Source organism: Stenotrophomonas maltophilia, assembly GCF_047497515.2.
Classification (GTDB): domain Bacteria; phylum Pseudomonadota; class Gammaproteobacteria; order Xanthomonadales; family Xanthomonadaceae; genus Stenotrophomonas.
The window spans coordinates 77,980-95,430 of sequence record NZ_JAXAXL020000015.1; the positions used below are offsets into that span (position 1 = coordinate 77,980).

12 protein-coding genes, 1 pseudogene and 1 riboswitch are annotated in these 17,451 nt (G+C 67.6%); of the genes and pseudogenes, 6 read left to right on the forward strand and 7 right to left on the reverse strand.

All coding sequences use genetic code 11. The annotated features are described in order from the left end of the window. Positions 1-126: 126 nt before the first annotated feature. Together ACMZPQ_RS18015 and olsF are read right to left on the reverse strand one after the other, a co-directional pair. Complete coding sequence (locus tag ACMZPQ_RS18015) at positions 127-927, reverse strand: metallophosphoesterase (protein WP_197582558.1); 801 nt, start codon at positions 925-927, stop codon at positions 127-129. Further along, positions 924-2,639, reverse strand: coding sequence for a bifunctional ornithine lipid synthase OlsF (olsF, locus tag ACMZPQ_RS18020; RefSeq protein WP_197582559.1), 1,716 nt, complete (start codon positions 2,637-2,639; stop codon positions 924-926). Before olsF ends, ACMZPQ_RS18015 begins: the two co-directional genes overlap by 4 nt. 325 nt (positions 2,640-2,964) lie before the next feature. On the opposite strand from olsF, the gene metK reads away from it, so the two are divergent. Together metK and ACMZPQ_RS18030 are read left to right on the forward strand one after the other, a co-directional pair. Next, complete coding sequence (gene metK, locus ACMZPQ_RS18025) at positions 2,965-4,176, forward strand: methionine adenosyltransferase (protein WP_197582560.1); 1,212 nt, start codon at positions 2,965-2,967, stop codon at positions 4,174-4,176. Positions 4,177-4,363: 187 nt separating this feature from the next. Next, positions 4,364-4,870, forward strand: a complete 507-nt coding sequence (locus ACMZPQ_RS18030; RefSeq protein ID WP_312645970.1) for an acyl-CoA thioesterase — start codon at positions 4,364-4,366, stop codon at positions 4,868-4,870. Between the two features lie 70 nt (positions 4,871-4,940). Here the strand turns inward: ACMZPQ_RS18030 and ppc are convergent, their stop codons facing one another. Both ppc and ACMZPQ_RS18040 read right to left on the reverse strand, forming a co-directional pair. Next, entirely contained in the window at positions 4,941-7,652 is a 2,712-nt protein-coding gene (gene ppc / locus ACMZPQ_RS18035; RefSeq protein ID WP_312645993.1) for a phosphoenolpyruvate carboxylase, read from the reverse strand. Positions 7,653-7,781: 129 nt separating this feature from the next. Continuing rightward, a pseudogene (locus tag ACMZPQ_RS18040) lies at positions 7,782-10,295 on the reverse strand (S9 family peptidase); the annotation flags it as partial. 118 nt (positions 10,296-10,413) lie between these two features. Then, a riboswitch (S-adenosyl-L-homocysteine riboswitch) is annotated at positions 10,414-10,497 on the forward strand. A 36-nt stretch (positions 10,498-10,533) separates the two neighbouring features. Between ACMZPQ_RS18040 and ahcY the strand changes: the two are divergent. From ahcY to ACMZPQ_RS18055, 3 genes are all read left to right on the forward strand, one after another. Continuing rightward, positions 10,534-11,979 (forward strand): adenosylhomocysteinase, encoded by a 1,446-nt coding sequence (gene ahcY / locus ACMZPQ_RS18045; protein WP_414486123.1) that lies wholly within the window; start codon positions 10,534-10,536, stop codon positions 11,977-11,979. Between the two features lie 356 nt (positions 11,980-12,335). After that, entirely contained in the window at positions 12,336-12,809 is a 474-nt protein-coding gene (ybaK, locus tag ACMZPQ_RS18050) for a Cys-tRNA(Pro) deacylase (protein WP_197583282.1), read from the forward strand. Then, the gene (locus ACMZPQ_RS18055) at positions 12,809-13,294 is read left to right on the forward strand and encodes a hypothetical protein (protein ID WP_197583283.1); all 486 of its coding nucleotides are present in this window, start codon (positions 12,809-12,811) and stop codon (positions 13,292-13,294) included. Before ybaK ends, ACMZPQ_RS18055 begins: the two co-directional genes overlap by 1 nt. A gap of 127 nt (positions 13,295-13,421) precedes the next feature. On the opposite strand, the gene ACMZPQ_RS18060 is transcribed toward ACMZPQ_RS18055, so the two are convergent. After that, complete coding sequence (locus ACMZPQ_RS18060) at positions 13,422-13,979, reverse strand: DUF3228 family protein (protein ID WP_197583284.1); 558 nt, start codon at positions 13,977-13,979, stop codon at positions 13,422-13,424. A 135-nt stretch (positions 13,980-14,114) separates the two neighbouring features. Between ACMZPQ_RS18060 and ACMZPQ_RS18065 the strand changes: the two genes are divergently transcribed. Beyond that, positions 14,115-15,632, forward strand: a complete 1,518-nt coding sequence (locus tag ACMZPQ_RS18065) for an amidohydrolase family protein (protein ID WP_197583285.1) — start codon at positions 14,115-14,117, stop codon at positions 15,630-15,632. Between the two features lie 6 nt (positions 15,633-15,638). Here ACMZPQ_RS18065 and ACMZPQ_RS18070 read toward each other — a convergent pair whose 3' ends face one another. After that, complete coding sequence (locus tag ACMZPQ_RS18070; protein WP_197583287.1) at positions 15,639-16,370, reverse strand: LytR/AlgR family response regulator transcription factor; 732 nt, start codon at positions 16,368-16,370, stop codon at positions 15,639-15,641. Continuing rightward, entirely contained in the window at positions 16,367-17,416 is a 1,050-nt protein-coding gene (locus tag ACMZPQ_RS18075) for a sensor histidine kinase (RefSeq protein WP_197583288.1), read from the reverse strand. The genes ACMZPQ_RS18070 and ACMZPQ_RS18075 overlap by 4 nt, the downstream gene beginning before the upstream one ends. Between the last annotated feature and the right edge of the window lie 35 nt (positions 17,417-17,451).

A 17,451-nucleotide genomic window follows, 5' to 3' on the forward strand; every position in this document is an offset into this window, starting at 1 on the left:
TGTGCCGTCTCTCTCCCGGACACCGCCTCTGTAGAGTCGACTGTCAGTCGACTATCGCGCGTAGCGCGGGGTTTCCGTAAACTGATGGAAGAGCAGTCGACTCACAGTCGACTCTACAGAAACGCGTTAGGCCGCCTGCGACATTCGCGCACCCGGCAGTTCCACCAGGGTCTGGCCGTTGTGGTCGAGCAGGCGCAGCGCGCCGTCATGGTCTTCGGCCAGCGCGGTCAGGCTCTCTACCCAGTCGCCATCGTTGGCGTAGACCAGGCCATCGCGTTCAACCAGCGCCGCGCGATGGATGTGGCCACAGACGATGCCGTCCAGGCCGCGCCGGCGCACGTCATCCAGCCCGGCCTGCACGAAGCGCTCGATATAGCGCTCGGCCGCCCCACTGCGCTTCTTCAGGAATTCCGACAGCGACCAGTAACGCATGCCCAGCCGGCGACGCACGGCGTTCAACGCCTGGTTGCCGGTCAGGATGCGGTAGTACAGCCAGTCGCCGAACTTTTCCTGCAACCCGCCGAAGTGGGTCACGCCGTCGTACTCGTCACCATGCGCGACCAGCAGGCGACGACCGTCGGCAGTCACGTGGATGGCGCGGCGGCGCACCTGCATCGCCGGCAGCATCAGCCCGCACACCTGGCGCAGCGAAGCATCGTGGTTGCCAGGAATGTAGATGATCTCGGTGCCGGCCCGGCGCAGCGCATGCAGGGCCTGGATGACTTCGCTGTGCGACTGCCGCCAGTTGGCGCGGCGATGGGCCATCCACCACAGATCGATGATGTCGCCGACCAGGTACAGTCGTTCGCAGCGCAGCTGCAAGAGGAACCGCGCCAGCTCGCTGGCATGGCAGTGGCGTGAACCCAGGTGCACGTCGGAGACGAACACTGCGCGCCGGTGCGGCGACAGGTTCGCCAGCGTGCTCATGCCGGCGTCCCCGCGTCGCGCAGGTAGCGTTTGCGCTTGTTGGGCCGGATCGCGCACAGGTCCACTTCGATCAGGCCGTCGATGGAATCGCTGAAATCCGGGTCGACGCCGAAGGCGAGGAAGCGTGCTCCGCCGGGTTCGCACAGATCGGTGTACTGCCGGTACAGCGTCGGCACGCCGGTGCCGAGTGCGGCCAGGTTGGCCTTCAGTACATCGAACGCGGCACCTGCATCCAGTTCGCCGAAACTCGGCGGTGCAGCGAAGTACTGGAACGGCCGGTTCGATTCGGCCAGGCCGGCGGAACCGCTGTAATAGCGCTGGTAATAGGCCACCAGCTGCTCGCGCGCATCGCGTGGCAGTGCGGCGCTGATCGACACCGCGCCGAACAGGTAGCGGATGCCCGGCCGGCACTGCAGGTAGGCGCCGATGCCCTGCCACAGGTAGTCCAGGCTGCGGCTGCCCCAGTAGTCGGGCACCACGAAGCTGCGGCCCAGTTCCAGGCCCTCGGCGATGTGGGTGATGGCATCGTCGGAGTAGCGGAACAGCGAGGCGCTGTAGAGCCCGGACAGGCCGTGCCGGGCCAGTGCCTGGGCGCCACGCATGATGCGGTAAGCGCCGGCGATGCGCTGTGCGGCGGCGTCCCAGATCACGATGTGCTCGTACTGCGGGTCGAAATCGTCGAGGTCGCGGCTGCGGCCAGTGCCCTCGCCCACCTGGCGGAAAGTCAGTTCACGCAGACGGCCCAGTTCCAGCAGCAACGGTGAATCGGCGCTGCAGGTCGCCAGCAGGATCTGCTTGCCATCGGCGGTCTGGCCGAGCTGGGTCGCTGCGGCGATGCCAGCGGCCACCTGCGAGGGCGGGACCGGCGCGGCCAGCGGCTCGGGGCCTGCAAGGGCAGCGGCACCGCCAGGGCCAGCCGCGCGGCCCAGCGCATACAGCGCGCGGCGCACGGCCAGCAGCTGCGCCCCCGGATCGCCCGCCTTGCCCAGCTGCATCGGCTCGCCGATGCTCAGCCGCAGCGGGCGGCCGCGGCGGGTGAACATCTCGCGTGCCAGCAGCGCGGTACCGGCCGGCTTGAACAGGGTCGAAGCGCCGTAGAACAGCGCCGAGTTGCGCGCCTCCACCCGCACCGGCAGCACTGGCGCGCCCGCAGCGCGGGCGAAGCGCACGAACCCGCGCTGCCAGCGACCGTCGCGGATGCCGCGCAGCGACAAGCGCGAGACCTCACCCGCCGGGAACACGATCACGCACTGCTCGGCGGCCAGCGCCTCTTCAACCGCATGCAGGCTGCCGCGCTGCGCCTTGCCGCCAAGGATGCGCACCGGCAGCAGCAGATCCTGCAACGGCGCGATCGCGCCCAGCAGGTCGTTGGCCACGATCCGCACGTCGCGGCGGATGCGGCCGACCGCGTCCAGCAGGGCCAGCGCGTCCAGGGCACCGGAGGGATGGTTGGCGACGATCAGCAGGCGGCCGGTGGCCGGGATCCTGGCCAGCGCGGCGGGGTCCACCTGGTACTGGCCGTCGATGAATTCCAGCCCGGCGGCGACGAAACCGAACCCGCGCAGGCCTGCGCTGCGCTGCAGGAAGGCTTCGATCTGGTCCAGCCGCGACCAGCGGCCGACGCTGCGCAGCAACGGCCGCGCCAGCTGGCCTCGGCGGCCATGGAACCAATCGGGGAAGCGTTGCTGAAGGCGCTGTTCGAGTTCCTGCATGGCGGTTCCATTCGTGCCCGGCGGCCGGTTTGGCCGACAGCCTGCGCCCGGCAGGCGGCAGCCATATGGCGGTTTCGGGGCAGAACGATGACCGCAGACCGGGCGTCGCAGGCGGCGCGGTCGGGGCCGCCAGGGTTCCGGCCCGTTGTCACGCTGGTGGAACACTGGGCACCGAGGCTGGGCCCCAATCCCCACCGGACGGCCCTTGCCGGGCCTACGCGGACTTAACCACCGGCAACCGGTACAGGTTCACAATGCACAGGCGGCGCACCCCGTGTATCATGCGCGCCCATCTTTCCATCCGAATCAAGGGATATACCGCCTGATGTCCAGCTATCTCTTCACCTCCGAGTCGGTCTCCGAAGGCCATCCGGACAAGGTTGCCGACCAGATCTCCGATGCGGTGCTGGACGCGATCCTGACCCAGGACCAGCGCGCCCGCGTGGCCTGCGAGACCATGGTCAAGACCGGCGTTGCCATTGTCGCCGGTGAAATCACCACCAGCGCCTGGATCGACCTGGAAGCGCTGACCCGCAAGGTCATCGTGGACATCGGCTATGACAGCTCCGACGTCGGCTTCGACGGCGCCACCTGTGGCGTGCTGAACCTGATCGGCAAGCAGTCGCCGCACATCGCCCAGGGCGTGGACCGCAAGAAGCCGGAAGAAATGGGCGCTGGCGACCAGGGCCTGATGTTCGGCTACGCCACCAACGAGACCGACAGCTACATGCCGGCCGCGATCCACCTGTCGCACCGCCTGGTCGAGCAGCAGGCCAAGATCCGCAAGAAGAAGAACTCGCCGCTGTCGTGGCTGCGTCCGGACGCCAAGAGCCAGGTCACCCTGCGCTATGAAAGCGGCGTGGTCTCGGCCATCGACGCCGTGGTGCTGTCGACCCAGCACGCCCCGGGCATCAAGCAGAAGGACCTCATCGAGGCCGTCCGCGAAGAGATCATCAAGCCGGTGCTGCCGGCCAAGTGGCTGCACAAGGGCACCAAGTTCCACATCAACCCGACCGGCAAGTTCGAGATCGGCGGCCCGGTGGGCGACTGCGGCCTGACCGGCCGCAAGATCATCGTCGACACCTACGGCGGCTGGGCCCGTCACGGTGGTGGCGCGTTCTCCGGCAAGGACCCGTCCAAGGTCGACCGTTCGGCGGCCTACGCGGCCCGCTACGTCGCCAAGAACGTGGTTGCCGCCGGCCTCGCCGACCGTTGCGAAGTGCAGGTTTCCTACGCCATCGGCGTGGCTGAGCCGACCTCGATCTCGGTCACCACCTTCGGCACCGGCAAGATCAGCGACGACAAGATCGAGAAGCTGATCCGCAAGCACTTCGACCTGCGCCCGTACGGCATCATCAAGATGCTGGACCTGGTGCACCCGATGTACCAGCAGACCGCGGCCTACGGTCACTTCGGCCGCAAGCCGAAGGAGTTCAGCTACCTCAACGGCGAAGGCGAGACCGTCAACGCCACGGCCTTCTCCTGGGAGAAGACCGACCGCGCCGCCGCCCTGCGCGCCGATGCGAAGCTGAAGTAAAGTCGGCTGATAAAGCCGACGGGTAGAGCCGACTGTTAGTCGGCTGACCTTCCAGAAGGGCCGCTCACGCGGCCCTTCTGCTTTCGGTAGAGCCGGCCGCTGGCCGGCTTTTTCATGGCTTCCGGAAACCATCGCGCGGTTGCCGGCCAGCGGCCGGCACGACCCGGTAACCGATACAATCCGGCGCATGTCGACCGAACTGAAAACCCACCAGCTGTCCATGACCGTGCTGATGTCGCCGGAGATGGCCAATTTCTCCGGCAAGGTCCACGGTGGCGCCATCCTGCGCCTGCTCGACCAGGTCGCCTATGCCTGCGCCAGCCGCTATGCCGGCAGTTACGTGGTCACGCTGTCGGTGGACCAGGTGATGTTCCGCCAGCCGATCGCGGTGGGCGAGCTGGTCACCTTCCTGGCCTCGGTGAACCATACCGGCACCTCGTCGATGGAGATCGGCATCAAGGTGGTGGCCGAAGACATCCTCAAGCGCAGCGTGCGCCACGCCAACAGCTGCTTCTTCACCATGGTGGCGGTGGACGAGGAAGGCCGGCCGACGCCGGTGCCGACCTTGCAACCGGCCACCTCCGACGAGAAGCGTCGCCAGGCCGCCGCGCAGATCCGCCGCCAGCTGCGCCAGGAAATGGAACAGCGGCATCTGGAATTGCTGGCGTCGAACCCGCCGTCGCCGGAGGAGTGAGGTAGTGCCGGCCGCTGGCCGGCAACCTCCTCATTGCCGGCCAGCGGCCGGCACTACCCTGTCAGGTGGATCACCCCGTGTTCTGCACGCCCTGCGAAACACCGTTCACGCACGCCACCAGCGCGCGCAGCAGATCGTCATCCTCGCGCCCGCTGGCCCGCCAGCGCTGCAGCAGGTCCACCTGCAGCACGCTGATCGGATCGACGTAGGGATTGCGCAGCCGGATCGACAGCGCCAGTCGCGCATCGTGGTCCAACAGTGTCTGTTGGTCCATCAATGCCAGCAGCCAGTGCCGGGTCAGTTCCAGTTCGCGCTGCACCTGCGGGAAGAAGCGCGCGTGCAGCTCGCCCGACAACTTCGAGAACTGCTCGGCGATGGTGATGTCACCCTTGGACAGCACCATCGCGATGTCATCCAGGAACGTGCGGAAGAACGGCCAGTCGCGTGCCATCGCGCGCAGGGTCTGCTCGTGGCCGGCATCGACTGCGGCCTGCAAGCCACTGCCCACGCCGTACCAGCCGGGAATGACCGCCCGCGCCTGGCTCCAGGCGAACACCCAGGGAATCGCACGCAGGTTGCCCAGTGCCGCGTCCTGCCCGAGCCGGCGCGATGGCCGCGAGCCCAGCGTCATCCGTTCGATCACGTCGATCGGCGTAGCAGTGCGGAAGTAGTCCATGAAGCCAGCCTGGCCGACGAAGCCGCGATACACCTCGCTGCTGGCCGAGGCCACCGCGTCCATCACCGGCCGCCAATCATCTTCGCGCGGCTCGGGTGCACGCGGGCGCAGGCTGGCACGCAGCACCGCGCCGGTGGCCTGTTCCAGCGAACGCAGCGCCAGCGCGCGGATGCCGTACTTGCGGTGGATCACCTCGCCCTGCTCGGTCACCCGCAGGCGGCCATCGATGCTGCCGCGCGGCGAGGCATCGACCGCGTGCGTGGTCTTGCCGCCACCGCGGCTGATCGAACCGCCACGGCCGTGGAAGAACGTCAGCCGGATGCCGGCCTCGGCTGCGACTTCGAGCAGCTCCACCTGCGCACGCTGCAGGCCCCAACGCGAAGCGGCGATGCCACCGTCCTTGCTGCTGTCCGAATAGCCGAGCATCACCATCTGCACGTCGTCGCGTGCTTGAAGGTGTGCGCGATAGATCGGGTCGGCCAGCAGGTCGCGCAAGGTCGCGGTGCCGCGCTTGAGGTCATCCACGGTCTCGAACAGGGGGGCGATGTCCAGGGGCACTGCCCCGCCCTCTTCCACCAGCCCACCACGGCGCGCCAATGCGAGCACCGCCAACACGTCGCTGCGGTCATGCGCCATCGAGATGATGTAGTTGCCCAGCGCATCACCGCCGTGGCGAGCGCGCGCATCGGCCAGCGCCGCGAACACCGCGTCCAGGCGCTGATTGCCTTCATCGTCACCCTTCGACAACGGCGCCTCACCACTGGCATGCGGTGCCAGCAGGCGCGCGCGGCCCACGGCATCCAGGCCGTCCCAGGCGGCGTCTCCGCCCAGCACCGTCGCCAGAGCGCGCGCATGCACGCTCGACTCCTGGCGCACATCGAGCCGTGCCAGATGGAAACCAAACGTCTTCACCCGCCACAGCAGGCGCTGCACGGCGAAGCCACCCGCATGCTCGCCGCGGTTGGCGCGCAGGCTGTCGAGGATCAGCTGCAGGTCATCAATCAGTTCATCGGGGCCGACATACGCACCCTCGCCGTCGTCCAGCGTGGCCTGCAGGCGCGCGCGCATGCGGTCGTTGAGCAGCCGGTACGGCATGTCGGCATGGCGCGGCCGTGACTGCACCTTTGGCAGCATCTGCTGGTAGTGCTGCACACGTGCCTGCAACGCATCGCTCACGCCCACCCGCTCGGTGGACTGGCTGAGCAGGCTGGCCAGCTGCAGCAGTTCCTTCTGGTAACGCCCCAGCACCGACTGCCGCTGCGCATCCAGCGTGTTGCGGATGGTGCTGGCATCCACGTTCGGATTGCCATCCATGTCGCCGCCCACCCAGGTACCGAAGCGCAGCAGGCGCGGCAGCGGCAGTTCTTCGCCGTAGGTGTCACGCAGCGCCTGTTGCAGTGATTCGTACAGCACCGGAATCACCCGGTACAGCACCTGCACCAGATAGAAGCCGACATGCTCACGTTCGTCATCGACGGTGGGACGCACCGGAGAGGAATCGGTGGTCTGCCACGACGCGGTCAGCGCCATGCGGAAGCGCGCGGCATCGGCCGCCGCTTCGCCCGGTGTGCGCTGGCCGTCGAGGTTGTCGACCAGGCTGGCCACCATCAGTTGCTCCTTTTCAAGCAGCGCGCGGCGCACAGCTTCGGTCGGATGCGCGGTGAACACCGGTTCGATATCGATGCGGGGCAGCCACTGCGCCAGTTCGTCCAGGCCCACGCCCTGCGCCTTCAGGTGTTGCAGCGCATCCTGCAGGCCATCGGGCTGCGCACCTGCGGTACCGGCGCGCTGGTAGTCACGGCGGCGCCGGATGCGATGCACGCGCTCGGCGATGTTGACCACCTGGAAGTAGGTGCTGAACGCACGCACCATGGTCTCGGCCTGCTGCGGCGTACGGCCGGCGAGGCCATCGGCCAGCTCCGACAGCGGCGCCTGGTTCTCGCGCCGGGCGATGGCGCGGGTGCGCACGTCTTCGACATCGTCGAGGAAGGCGGCAGAGACCTGTTCAACCAGCAGGTCGCCGACCAGCGCGCCGAGCCGGCGCACATCATCGCGAAGCGGAAGATCGGGAGAAGCGAATTCGATGCTGCTGCGGTACTCGTTCATCGGCGACGCACAGGCCTCGGTCAACGGATCCAGACCCCAAGCCTAAACCAGAACGGGCATCGTGCTGCGATGCAAAAATGGTTTCATCTGGTAGTGCCGGCCGCTGACCGGACCTGGTAGTGCCGGCCAGCGCTTCTTCTTCGCCTTGCCCTGCTCGGCCGGGCCGATGGTCTGCTCCAGCCAGCGCTCGCTTTCGGCCAGCATGGTCATGATCGATTCGCGTGCGCGGTAGGCATGAGATTCGTTCGGCAGCATCACCAGCCGCGCGGTGCCGCCCAGGCCCTTCACCGCGGCGAACATGCGCTCGCTCTGGATCGGGAACGTGCCGGAGTTGTTGTCGTCCACGCCGTGGATGAACAGGATCGGATCCTTGATCCTGTCGGCGTAGTTGAACGGCGCCATCTTCTGGTAGACGTCCTGCGCCTGCCAGTAATTGCGTTCCTCGGCCTGGAAACCAAACGGGGTGAGCGTGCGGTTGTAGGCGCCGCTGCGCGCGATGCCGGCCTTGAACAGGCGGGTGTGCGCCAGCAGGTTGGCGGTCATGAACGCACCGTAGGAATGGCCACCAATGGCGATGTGATCGCGATCGGTCACGCCACGGCGCACCACTTCATCCACGGCTGCCTGCGCGTTGGCCACCAGCTGTTCGATGTAGGTGTCGTTGGGTTCCTTGTCGCCCTCGCCGATGATCGGCATCGACGGGCTGGCCAGCACCACGTAACCCTTGGCCAGGAACGCCTGCGGTCCCCAGTAGCTGACCGCATTGAAGCGGTACGGCGAATCGGTCACCTGGCTGGCCGCAGCCGCACTCTTGAACTCGCCCGGGTAGGCCCACATCAGCAGCGGCCGCGGGCCGTCGCGCTTGGGGTCGTAGCCCGGCGGCAGCAGCAGGGTCGCGGTCAGGTCGACGCCATCCTTGCGCTTGTAGCGGATCTGCTCCTTCTGCACGCCCTTCAACTGCGGCAGCGGATGCGCGAAGTGGGTCAGCGCACGCGGCGCAGCACCTGCATCGGCCAGCGACTGCACGTAGAAGTTGGCCGGCTCGTCCGGGCTCTCGCGGCTCAGCAGCAGCGAGCGCGCCTGTTCGTCCAGCAGCGCGACCGGCAGCGAGTAGCTCGGCGCCTGCGAATGGAACAGGCGCGTGGCCTTGCCGCTGGCGATGTCGAAGCGGTCCACGAACGGGCGGTCGCCTTCCGGCGAGGCACCGGCACCGGCCAGGTACAGGCTGCCGCCGTCGGTGCTGGTCTGCAGCAGCGAGCGGCCGCGCTCGTCGCTGGCCAGCAGCGGACGGCCCGGATCGGCGTAGCGGTCCTGCGCGTCGCGATCCCACAGCAAGCGCGGCTCGGCACCGGCGTTGTCCGGGGCGATCAGCCAGGTCTTGGTCTTGCGGGTCTTCCACCACGACTCGGTCAGCAGCGCCAGGTCACCACGTCCCCAGCTGATGCTGGCCAGGCGGCTGCCAAGCTGGGCCAGGGTCACCGGCGGCTTGTCGAACGGGGCGGCCTGCATCAGCACCGCATCGCGCACCTTGGCCTCCCTGTTCGGGTCACCGCCGTCCTGCGCTTCGGCCCACACCAGGGTGGCATCGGCATCACCGCGCCAGCGGATGTCACGCACGCCGGTCACTTCGGCGTCGTTGCCGGTCGGCAGGCCTTCCACCAGCGGGCGCACGGCCACGGTGTGGACCAGCGTGCCGCGGGCGCGGTCGATCACTTCGATGCGGCGCGGGAAGCTGTCCACGGGCACCACGTAGGAGTACGGGCGCTGCACCTGCTGGCGCAGCACGAAGCGGCCATCCGGCGAGACCGCAAAGCCCATGAAGATGCCGGCCGTTCCGAGCGCACGGGTGCTGCCATCCAGGCTGACTTCCACGGGCTGCGCGGTGGCGTAGTAATCGAACTGGCGCGCGTCGGCCTCGTTCTTCAGCAGGTCCTGGTAGGTACGGATCGAGACGACGCCGCCGCCCTGGCTGGTCTGCTGCACGGCCGGGCCAGTCGGGATGCCGTCGGCGGCGGGGGCTGCGCCCAGGTTGGCCGGGCGGGTGAACACCACCAGCCCCCGGCTGTCCGGCAACCACTGGTAGCCGCTGCCCATCACCGTGTTCAGGCCGGCGACCAGGCGGCGGGCGTTGCCGGCAGCCACATCCACCAGCCACAGTTCATTGGCGCCGCTGGCGGCGTCCACCTGGTTGAAGGCCAGCCACTTCTGGTCCGGTGACCAGGTGACGCTGGCGATCGACAGCGTGCCCGGCAGGCCGCTGATCGGTCGCTCCTTGCCGTCGGCCACGTTCATCAGCCACAGCTTCGTGCCGAAGCTGAAGCGGCTGTCGGAGAACGTGCGCGGGTTGATGCGCTGGCCGGCCAGCTTCAGTTCCGGCTGCGCCACCACCTGGATCGACGGCAGCGACGGCATCTGCATCATCGCCGCCACGTCGCGGCGCGGCGACAGGTACAACAACGGCGCGCGCGGTGCATCGACCACCGCCTGCAAGGCGGCCGAGGGCAGTTCGTACGCCGTGACGCCCTGCGCCTGCGCCGCAGCCGGCTGCGGGGTGGCCGAGAAGGCCAGCGGGGCCACTCCCAGCAGTCCCATCGACAGGACCAGGCCGGTCCAGCGCCGTGCGCGGCGCGTGTGCATGCTCATCGTTCCACCTGTGTGATGCGTGAAATCACCGACCTTAACAGTCTGGCCACGCGATCCCATCTGCCGATGGTTGGGTCGTCCGACGCCATGCGAGGGCGAGATATACTGGGGGTTATCCCCTGCCGAGGGGCGCTGCGACCGGATCCCATGAGGCCCGGCCAGGCTCGGTAAGGTGGCTTTGTAACAACGGCGCCCGGCTAGATGCGAGCACCCGCTCGTCCACAACCGGAGCACACGAATGAACGCTGTTGCCAAGACCTTCTCCACCGAAGGTGATTACAAGATCCGCGACATCACGCTGGCCGACTGGGGCCGCAAGGAACTGGACATCGCCGAGCATGAAATGCCGGGCCTGATGTCGATCCGCCGCAAGCACGCCACCAGCCTGCCGCTGAAGGGCGTACGCGTGACCGGCTCGCTGCACATGACCATCCAGACCGCGGTGCTGATCGAGACCCTGAAGGACATCGGCGCCGACGTGCGCTGGGCCTCGTGCAACATCTTCTCGACCCAGGACCACGCCGCTGCGGCGATCGCCGCCACCGGCACCCCGGTGTTCGCCTGGAAGGGCGAGACCCTGGAAGAGTACTGGGACTGCACCCTGGACGCGCTGACCTTCACCCTGGCCGACGGCACCCTGACCGGCCCGGAGCTGGTGGTCGACGACGGCGGTGACGTGACCCTGCTGATCCACAAGGGCTACGAGCTCGAAAACGGCAGCGACTGGGTCAACACCGCCTCGTCCTCGCACGAAGAACAAGTCATCAAGAACCTGCTCAAGCGCGTCGCCAAGGAGCGCCCGGGTTACTGGGGCCGCGTGGTCAAGGACTGGAAGGGCGTCTCCGAAGAGACCACCACCGGCGTGCACCGCCTGTACCAGCTGGCCCAGGCCGGCACGCTGCTGATCCCGGCAATCAACGTCAACGACTCGGTCACCAAGAGCAAGTTCGACAACCTGTATGGCTGCCGCGAGTCGCTGGCCGATGGCCTGAAGCGCGCGATGGACGTGATGCTGGCCGGCAAGGTGGCCGTGGTCTGCGGCTACGGCGACGTGGGCAAGGGCTGCGCCGCATCGCTGCGTGCCTACGGCGCGCGCGTCATCGTCACCGAGATCGACCCGATCTGCGCGCTGCAGGCGGCGATGGAAGGCTATGAAGTCAACGCCATCGAATCGACCCTGGGCCGTGCCGACCTGTACGTCACCACCACCGGCAACAAGGACATCATCCGCATCGAGCACCTGAGCGCGATGAAGGACCAGGCCATCGTCTGCAACATCGGCCACTTCGACAACGAGATCCAGGTCGATGCGCTGGTCGCGTTCCCGGGCGTGAAGCACGTGAACATCAAGCCGCAGGTGGACAAGTACATCTTCCCGAACGGCAATGCGATCTTCCTGCTGGCCGAAGGCCGCCTGGTGAACCTGGGCTGCGCCACCGGCCACCCGAGCTTCGTGATGTCCAACAGCTTCGCCAACCAGACCCTGGCACAGATCGACCTGTGGGCGAACAAGGACAGCTACGAGAACAAGGTCTACCTGCTGCCGAAGAAGCTGGACGAAGAAGTGGCCCGCCTGCACCTGGAGAAGATCGGCGTGAAGCTGACCACCCTGAGCCAGGAACAGGCCGACTACATCGGCGTGCCGGTGGAAGGCCCGTTCAAGCCGGACCACTACCGCTACTGATGCCTGCTCGGTGCCGGCAGCGGCCGGCACTACCGGTGCATGCGACACACGGAACGGGCGCCTTCGGGCGCCCGTTCTGCGTCTGTATCCAGCCATGCATCCCGCATCCACGCATGGCGTGGATCTACTGATCATCGGTTCCCGGTAGACCACGCGATGCGTGGATATCCCCGCCCCCGTTCATCGGCGGATCCACGCCATGTATGGATATCCCCCGCCCCCGTTCATCGGCGGATCCACGCCATGTATGGATATCCCCCGGCTCCGCTTTTCAGTAGATCCACGCCATGCGTGGATGCTCCACCCGCAATAGCCTCGGTCAAGGCAACGCCCCCGCCCCGCGCTACGATGCGCGCATGACCCCGGCCATCAACCTGCTCAAGCGCGAGAAGATCGCCCACACCGTGCGCAGCTATGTGCACGACGCCCATGCCGAATCCTATGGCGGCGAAGCCGTGGAGAAACTGGGCCTGGATCCGGCCCAAGTATTCAAAACCCTGCTGGCCAGCGCCGAAGCCCACGAACTGCTGGTCGCGATCGTGCCAGTGGCCGGCCAGCTCGACCTGAAGGCGCTGGCCGAGGCTGCCCGCTGCAAGAAGTGCGAAATGGCTGCGGCCGATGCCGCGCAGCGCGCGACCGGCTACCTGGTCGGCGGCATCAGCCCGCTCGGCCAGAAGAAGCGCCTGCGCACTTTCCTGGATGCCAGCGCCGAACTACTGCCCACGCTGCATGTCAGCGCCGGCCGCCGCGGCCTGGAAGTGGAACTGGCGCCGGCCGACCTGCTGCAGCTGACCGCCGGCCACTACGCACCAATCGGCAAAGCCCGCTGATGCGTTGGCCTGGGTCCGCTCCACCATCACCCCGGCTTGAAGATCCACAGGCCGATGTATTGCTGCAGGATCTGCTGTCGCGCGATGGCAGTCGCGTCACCGCTGCCGCACATACGGTCGCCAGGTTGTTCAGCCCCCCGTCGCTGGAGGCACTGGCACCACACGCCGACCTGATAGAGCAGCGCTGCACAGGGCTCCAGCTCGGCGGCATGTTGGTCAGCAACCAGGCGCACCTGAAAGCGGCGCTGCAGCGACTGCGCTACTGGCAGGCGCGCCAGGGCTGCCTGTGCGCGCTCAACCCCGGCTATCCGTTCTTCGATCCCCGTCGCCTGCTTGAACAAGGGCAGATGCAGCTGCTCTCGGTGCAGGAAGCCGAAGACGGCTGGGGCGATTGCCACACCGTTGCCTGCACGCAGTGCGGTCAGCATTGGCAGGCGATCGACCGCGAATACCATTACCCCTGGTGGGAGTGGAACGCCATCTGACAGGGACGCAGCCACGCATGGCGTGGCTCTACTGCACCCACATCGCCCGTGGATGGCATCACCACGCCCCCAACCCGAACGGCCCCACCAACAGTAGATCCACGCCATGCGTGGATGGGGAGGTCGCCTACGGCCGCCAGTTGGCATTGTTTTCCCAGAACGCCACCGAGCGCTGGTAGGCCTCGCGGTCCAGCGCCACGCCGGAACCACCCTCCTCCACACCCAGCGCATTGCGCATCATCGTGATCGGTGCCATCTGCACTTCTTCCGGTTCGGCGGTGTAGATGCAGCCGACGATGCCCCAGTCGGCCTCGATCGGCGAACCTTCCTTGGCCAGCTGCCCGGCGCTGTACAGGATCACCACCAGATAATTCGCGCGCGGCGACTCCACGCCTTCGAACCAACGCACCAGCACCGGCAGCTCATCACGGTTGCGCGCTTCGTAGCCGCTGCGCAGCTGGTGGCGGTTGGCGTCGGTGATCGGCACCGTCAGGCAGCGCGTGCTGGTCCAGTTCTCATAGACGAACAGCTTGCAGAACGGTGCGTAGCCATCGAGCACCTTCAGCGGCGCATGCGCATTGAGGTGGGCCTCGAACTGCTCGGCGGTGCAATCCTGGATGGTGTTGCCGCGTGGCACGCGCGGGAACAGGCGGGGACGGGCGAAATCGGTGAGGACGATGGACATGGCGCGATGAGATCAGGAGTTCCGCCGCACAGGGTAACCGCCCCGCAGGCGGCAGGGGTGGATGCCGATATTCACTGGCATCCGGTCCAGGTTTGCCGCACCCTGCGCAGCACCCACCGCAAGGATCGCCGGCTCATGGAAGCAGCACGTGCATTGCCCCGCCCCGCCCCCCGTCGTCGCTGGCTGAAGGTGCTGGCCGTATTCCTGCTGGCGCCGCCGTTGCTGTTCGCCGCGGCCCTGTTCTGGCCGCTGCCGGCACCGCCGTTGCCCGAGGCCGGGAACAGCCGCGTGATCGTCAATGCCCGGGTGGTAGACGTCGTACGCGGCCAGGTCAGCGAACCGACCACGGTGACGGTACGCGACGGCACGATCACCGCCATCGGCGAAGGCGTCGCCGATGCAGCGTTGCCGGTCTTCGATGCCGGTGGCCGCTGGCTGCTGCCTGGTTTCTGGGACATGCACACCCACGCACTGCAGTTGTCGCCGCAACTGCAGTTCCCGCTGATGCTGGCCAACGGCATCACCGGCACGCGCGACATGATGGACTGCCCGCAGGCCACCGATCCGCTGATCGCCTGCGTGGCCGACAAGCGCCGCTGGACCGCGCAGACCATTGCCGGGCAGCAGGTCGCGCCGCGTTTCGTGCAGGTCGCCAGCTTCTACTTCGAAGATCCTGCGCTTGCGCCGGAAGCCGCCGCCGAGCGTGCACGCCTGTACAGCGCGCGTGGCGTCGACGGGTTGAAGGTCTACAACCGGCTGCGTGCCGATACCTACCAGCGGCTGGCCACGGAGGCGCAGCAGCTGCGTCGCCCGTTGGTCGGCCACCTGCCCAAGGCCGTGCCACTGGAAAGCGCGTTGCAGGCGGGCCAGCGCAGCTTCGAGCACGCCCATCTGTTCGTACGCCACTGCTTCGACAACGCGGCAGCGTGGCGCGGTGGCACGCTCGACGGCGAAGACCCGACCGCGCTGGCCGAACGGATGGTCAGCGGCTACCAGCCGGCCCTCTGCAGCGAAGCGTTCGGATTGATGCAGGCCAGCGGTGCGGCGTTCGTGCCGACCCACGTCACCCGCGAGGAAGACGCACGCGCACGCGATCCGGCGTTCATCAACGATCCACGCCTGGCTTATCTGGATCCGCTTTCCCGCTGGGCGTGGCGTGACGATCTGCAGGCCACGGTGGAGCGCTACCCTGGCCTGCGCGGCGACGACGTGCTGAAAGCCTACTTCGAGCACGGACTGGCGCTGACCGGCGCCGCGCATCGTGCCGGCGTCACCGTGCTGGTCGGCACCGATACCGGGCTGGGCGGCTTCCGCTACCACGATGAACTGCAGTGGCTGCGACGGGCAGGCCTGACCCAGGCCGACGTCCTGCGCGCGGCAACGCTGCAGGCCGCGCGTCATCTGGAGCTGCAGGCATCGCACGGCAGCGTCGAGGTCGGCAAGGCCGCCGACCTGGTCCTGCTCGATGGCAACCCGCTGCACGACACCGCCAACACCCGCCGCGTGCATGCAGTGCTGCTGGCCGGCCACCTCTACAACCGCCCGCGACTGGATGCCCTGCAGGCCTATGCCCAGGCACAGGGACGATCGCCCGCGGTGATGGCACGCCTGTTGTGGGGCTTCATCACCAGCCCGGTCAGCGCCGAACTGTAGCCGCTGCTACAACGCCATCCGCTCGCGCAGCTCGCGCGCCTGCCGCCGCGACACGTCCACGTCGCTGCCGTCATCCAGCGTCAGCTCGTAGCCATCGCCGATGCTCGGCGTCACGCCCCGGATGCGGCGCAGGTTGACCAGCGTGTTGCGGTTGGCACGGAAGAACAGATCCGGCGGCAGGCGTGCCTCGAGCGCGCTCAGGCTGCGGGTCAGCAATGCGTTCTGGTCGCGGAACCACAGCCGCGTGTAGTTGCCATCCACCACCAGCCGGCGGATCTCGGAGACCGCCACGAACCAGCAACGTTCGCCCTCGCGCACGAACACCTGGTCCTGCGCACACAGCGTGCCGCGCGGCTCCGGCGTTTCGCCCGCAACCACCTCGCGCTGGCGCGCCCGCTGCAGCGCCTCCAGCAAGCGCGGCGCCTCCACCGGCTTCACCAGGTAGTCCAGCGCATTGGCCTGGAACGCGCGCACTGCATAGGCGTCGTAGGCGGTGACGAACACCACCGCCGGCACCGCCTCCAGGCCCTCCAGCACATCGAAACCACTGCCGGAGGGCATCTGCACATCCAGCAGCACCAGATCCGGCGCCAGCGTAGCGATCGCCTCGCGCGCAGCGGGCACATCGTCGGCTTCGCCCACGCACTCCACCCACGGCAATGCAGACAGCAGCGTGCGCAGCTCCTGCCGCGCCAGCCGTGCGTCATCGACGATCAGTACACGCAGCACGCCACTCATTGCGGAATCTCCAGCAGGGCCTGCATGCGGTTGCCGACCGGCTGCAGGGTGAAGCGACCGCGTGAACCGAGCTGCGAACGCAGATAGGCCAGGCCGACGCCGTGCCCATGCGGCGGCTCACTGGCGCTGCCCAGTGGATTGTCTACCTGCAGGCGCAGCACGTCATTGTCCAACGTGGCACGGATCTGCACCTCGCCGCCCCCGGGGCGACTGGCAATGCCGTGCTTGATCGCGTTTTCCACCAGCAGCTGCAGCGCCATCGCCGGAAGCTGCGCCTGCAGGGCGTCATCATCGATGCGCCGAACGACCTGCAGGCGCTGTTCGAAATGGATGGCCTCGATGGCCAGATAGTCATCCACCACCGCCAGTTCCTCGGCCAGCGTGACCTGCTCGCTGCGGTTGTGCGCCAGCGCCTGGCGCAGCGTGCGCGACACGCGGGTGACCATGTCGCGCGCACGCTCGGGGTCTTCCAGGATCAGCGCGCGCAGGTTGTTCAGTGCATTGAACATGAAGTGCGGGTTGAGCCGCGCACGCAGCGCATCGCGTTCCAGCGCACTGCGTTCGGCTTCGGCGCGCAGGCGGGCCAGTTCACTGAGGCGCGCGCGACGCAGGCCATGCAGGCCCGCCCAGAGACCGGTCCACATCAGCAGGAACAGCGCAGTGTTCATCCAGTACACCAGCAGCGACGACCACCGGTAATCGGCATGGCCGCCGGGCAGCTGCACCCAGCCCAATGCCAGCGCCGGCAGCAGCAGCGCGGCAGTCACCGCCTGGGCGAGGCTGGCGCCGAGCACCACACCGGCAGCCAGTTTCAGCACCAGGCTGCCCAGGCTCCCCTCCCACCAGCGCTGGCGCAGTGCAACCGCGCGCAGCGCGCCACTGCACACCCACAAACAAGCGGCCACGCTCACGGTGATCAACACGATGCCGCTGAACACCACGCCGCCGCCGATGCGCATTCCGGCCCACAGTCCGTACATTGCATAGCCGGCCCATGCCAGCGCATTGAGCGTCCAGAAACGGAGGGAGGAGGTGGTGGCGTCCATGCGGGCTCTCGGCGGTGGCAGGAGGGCGGACAACG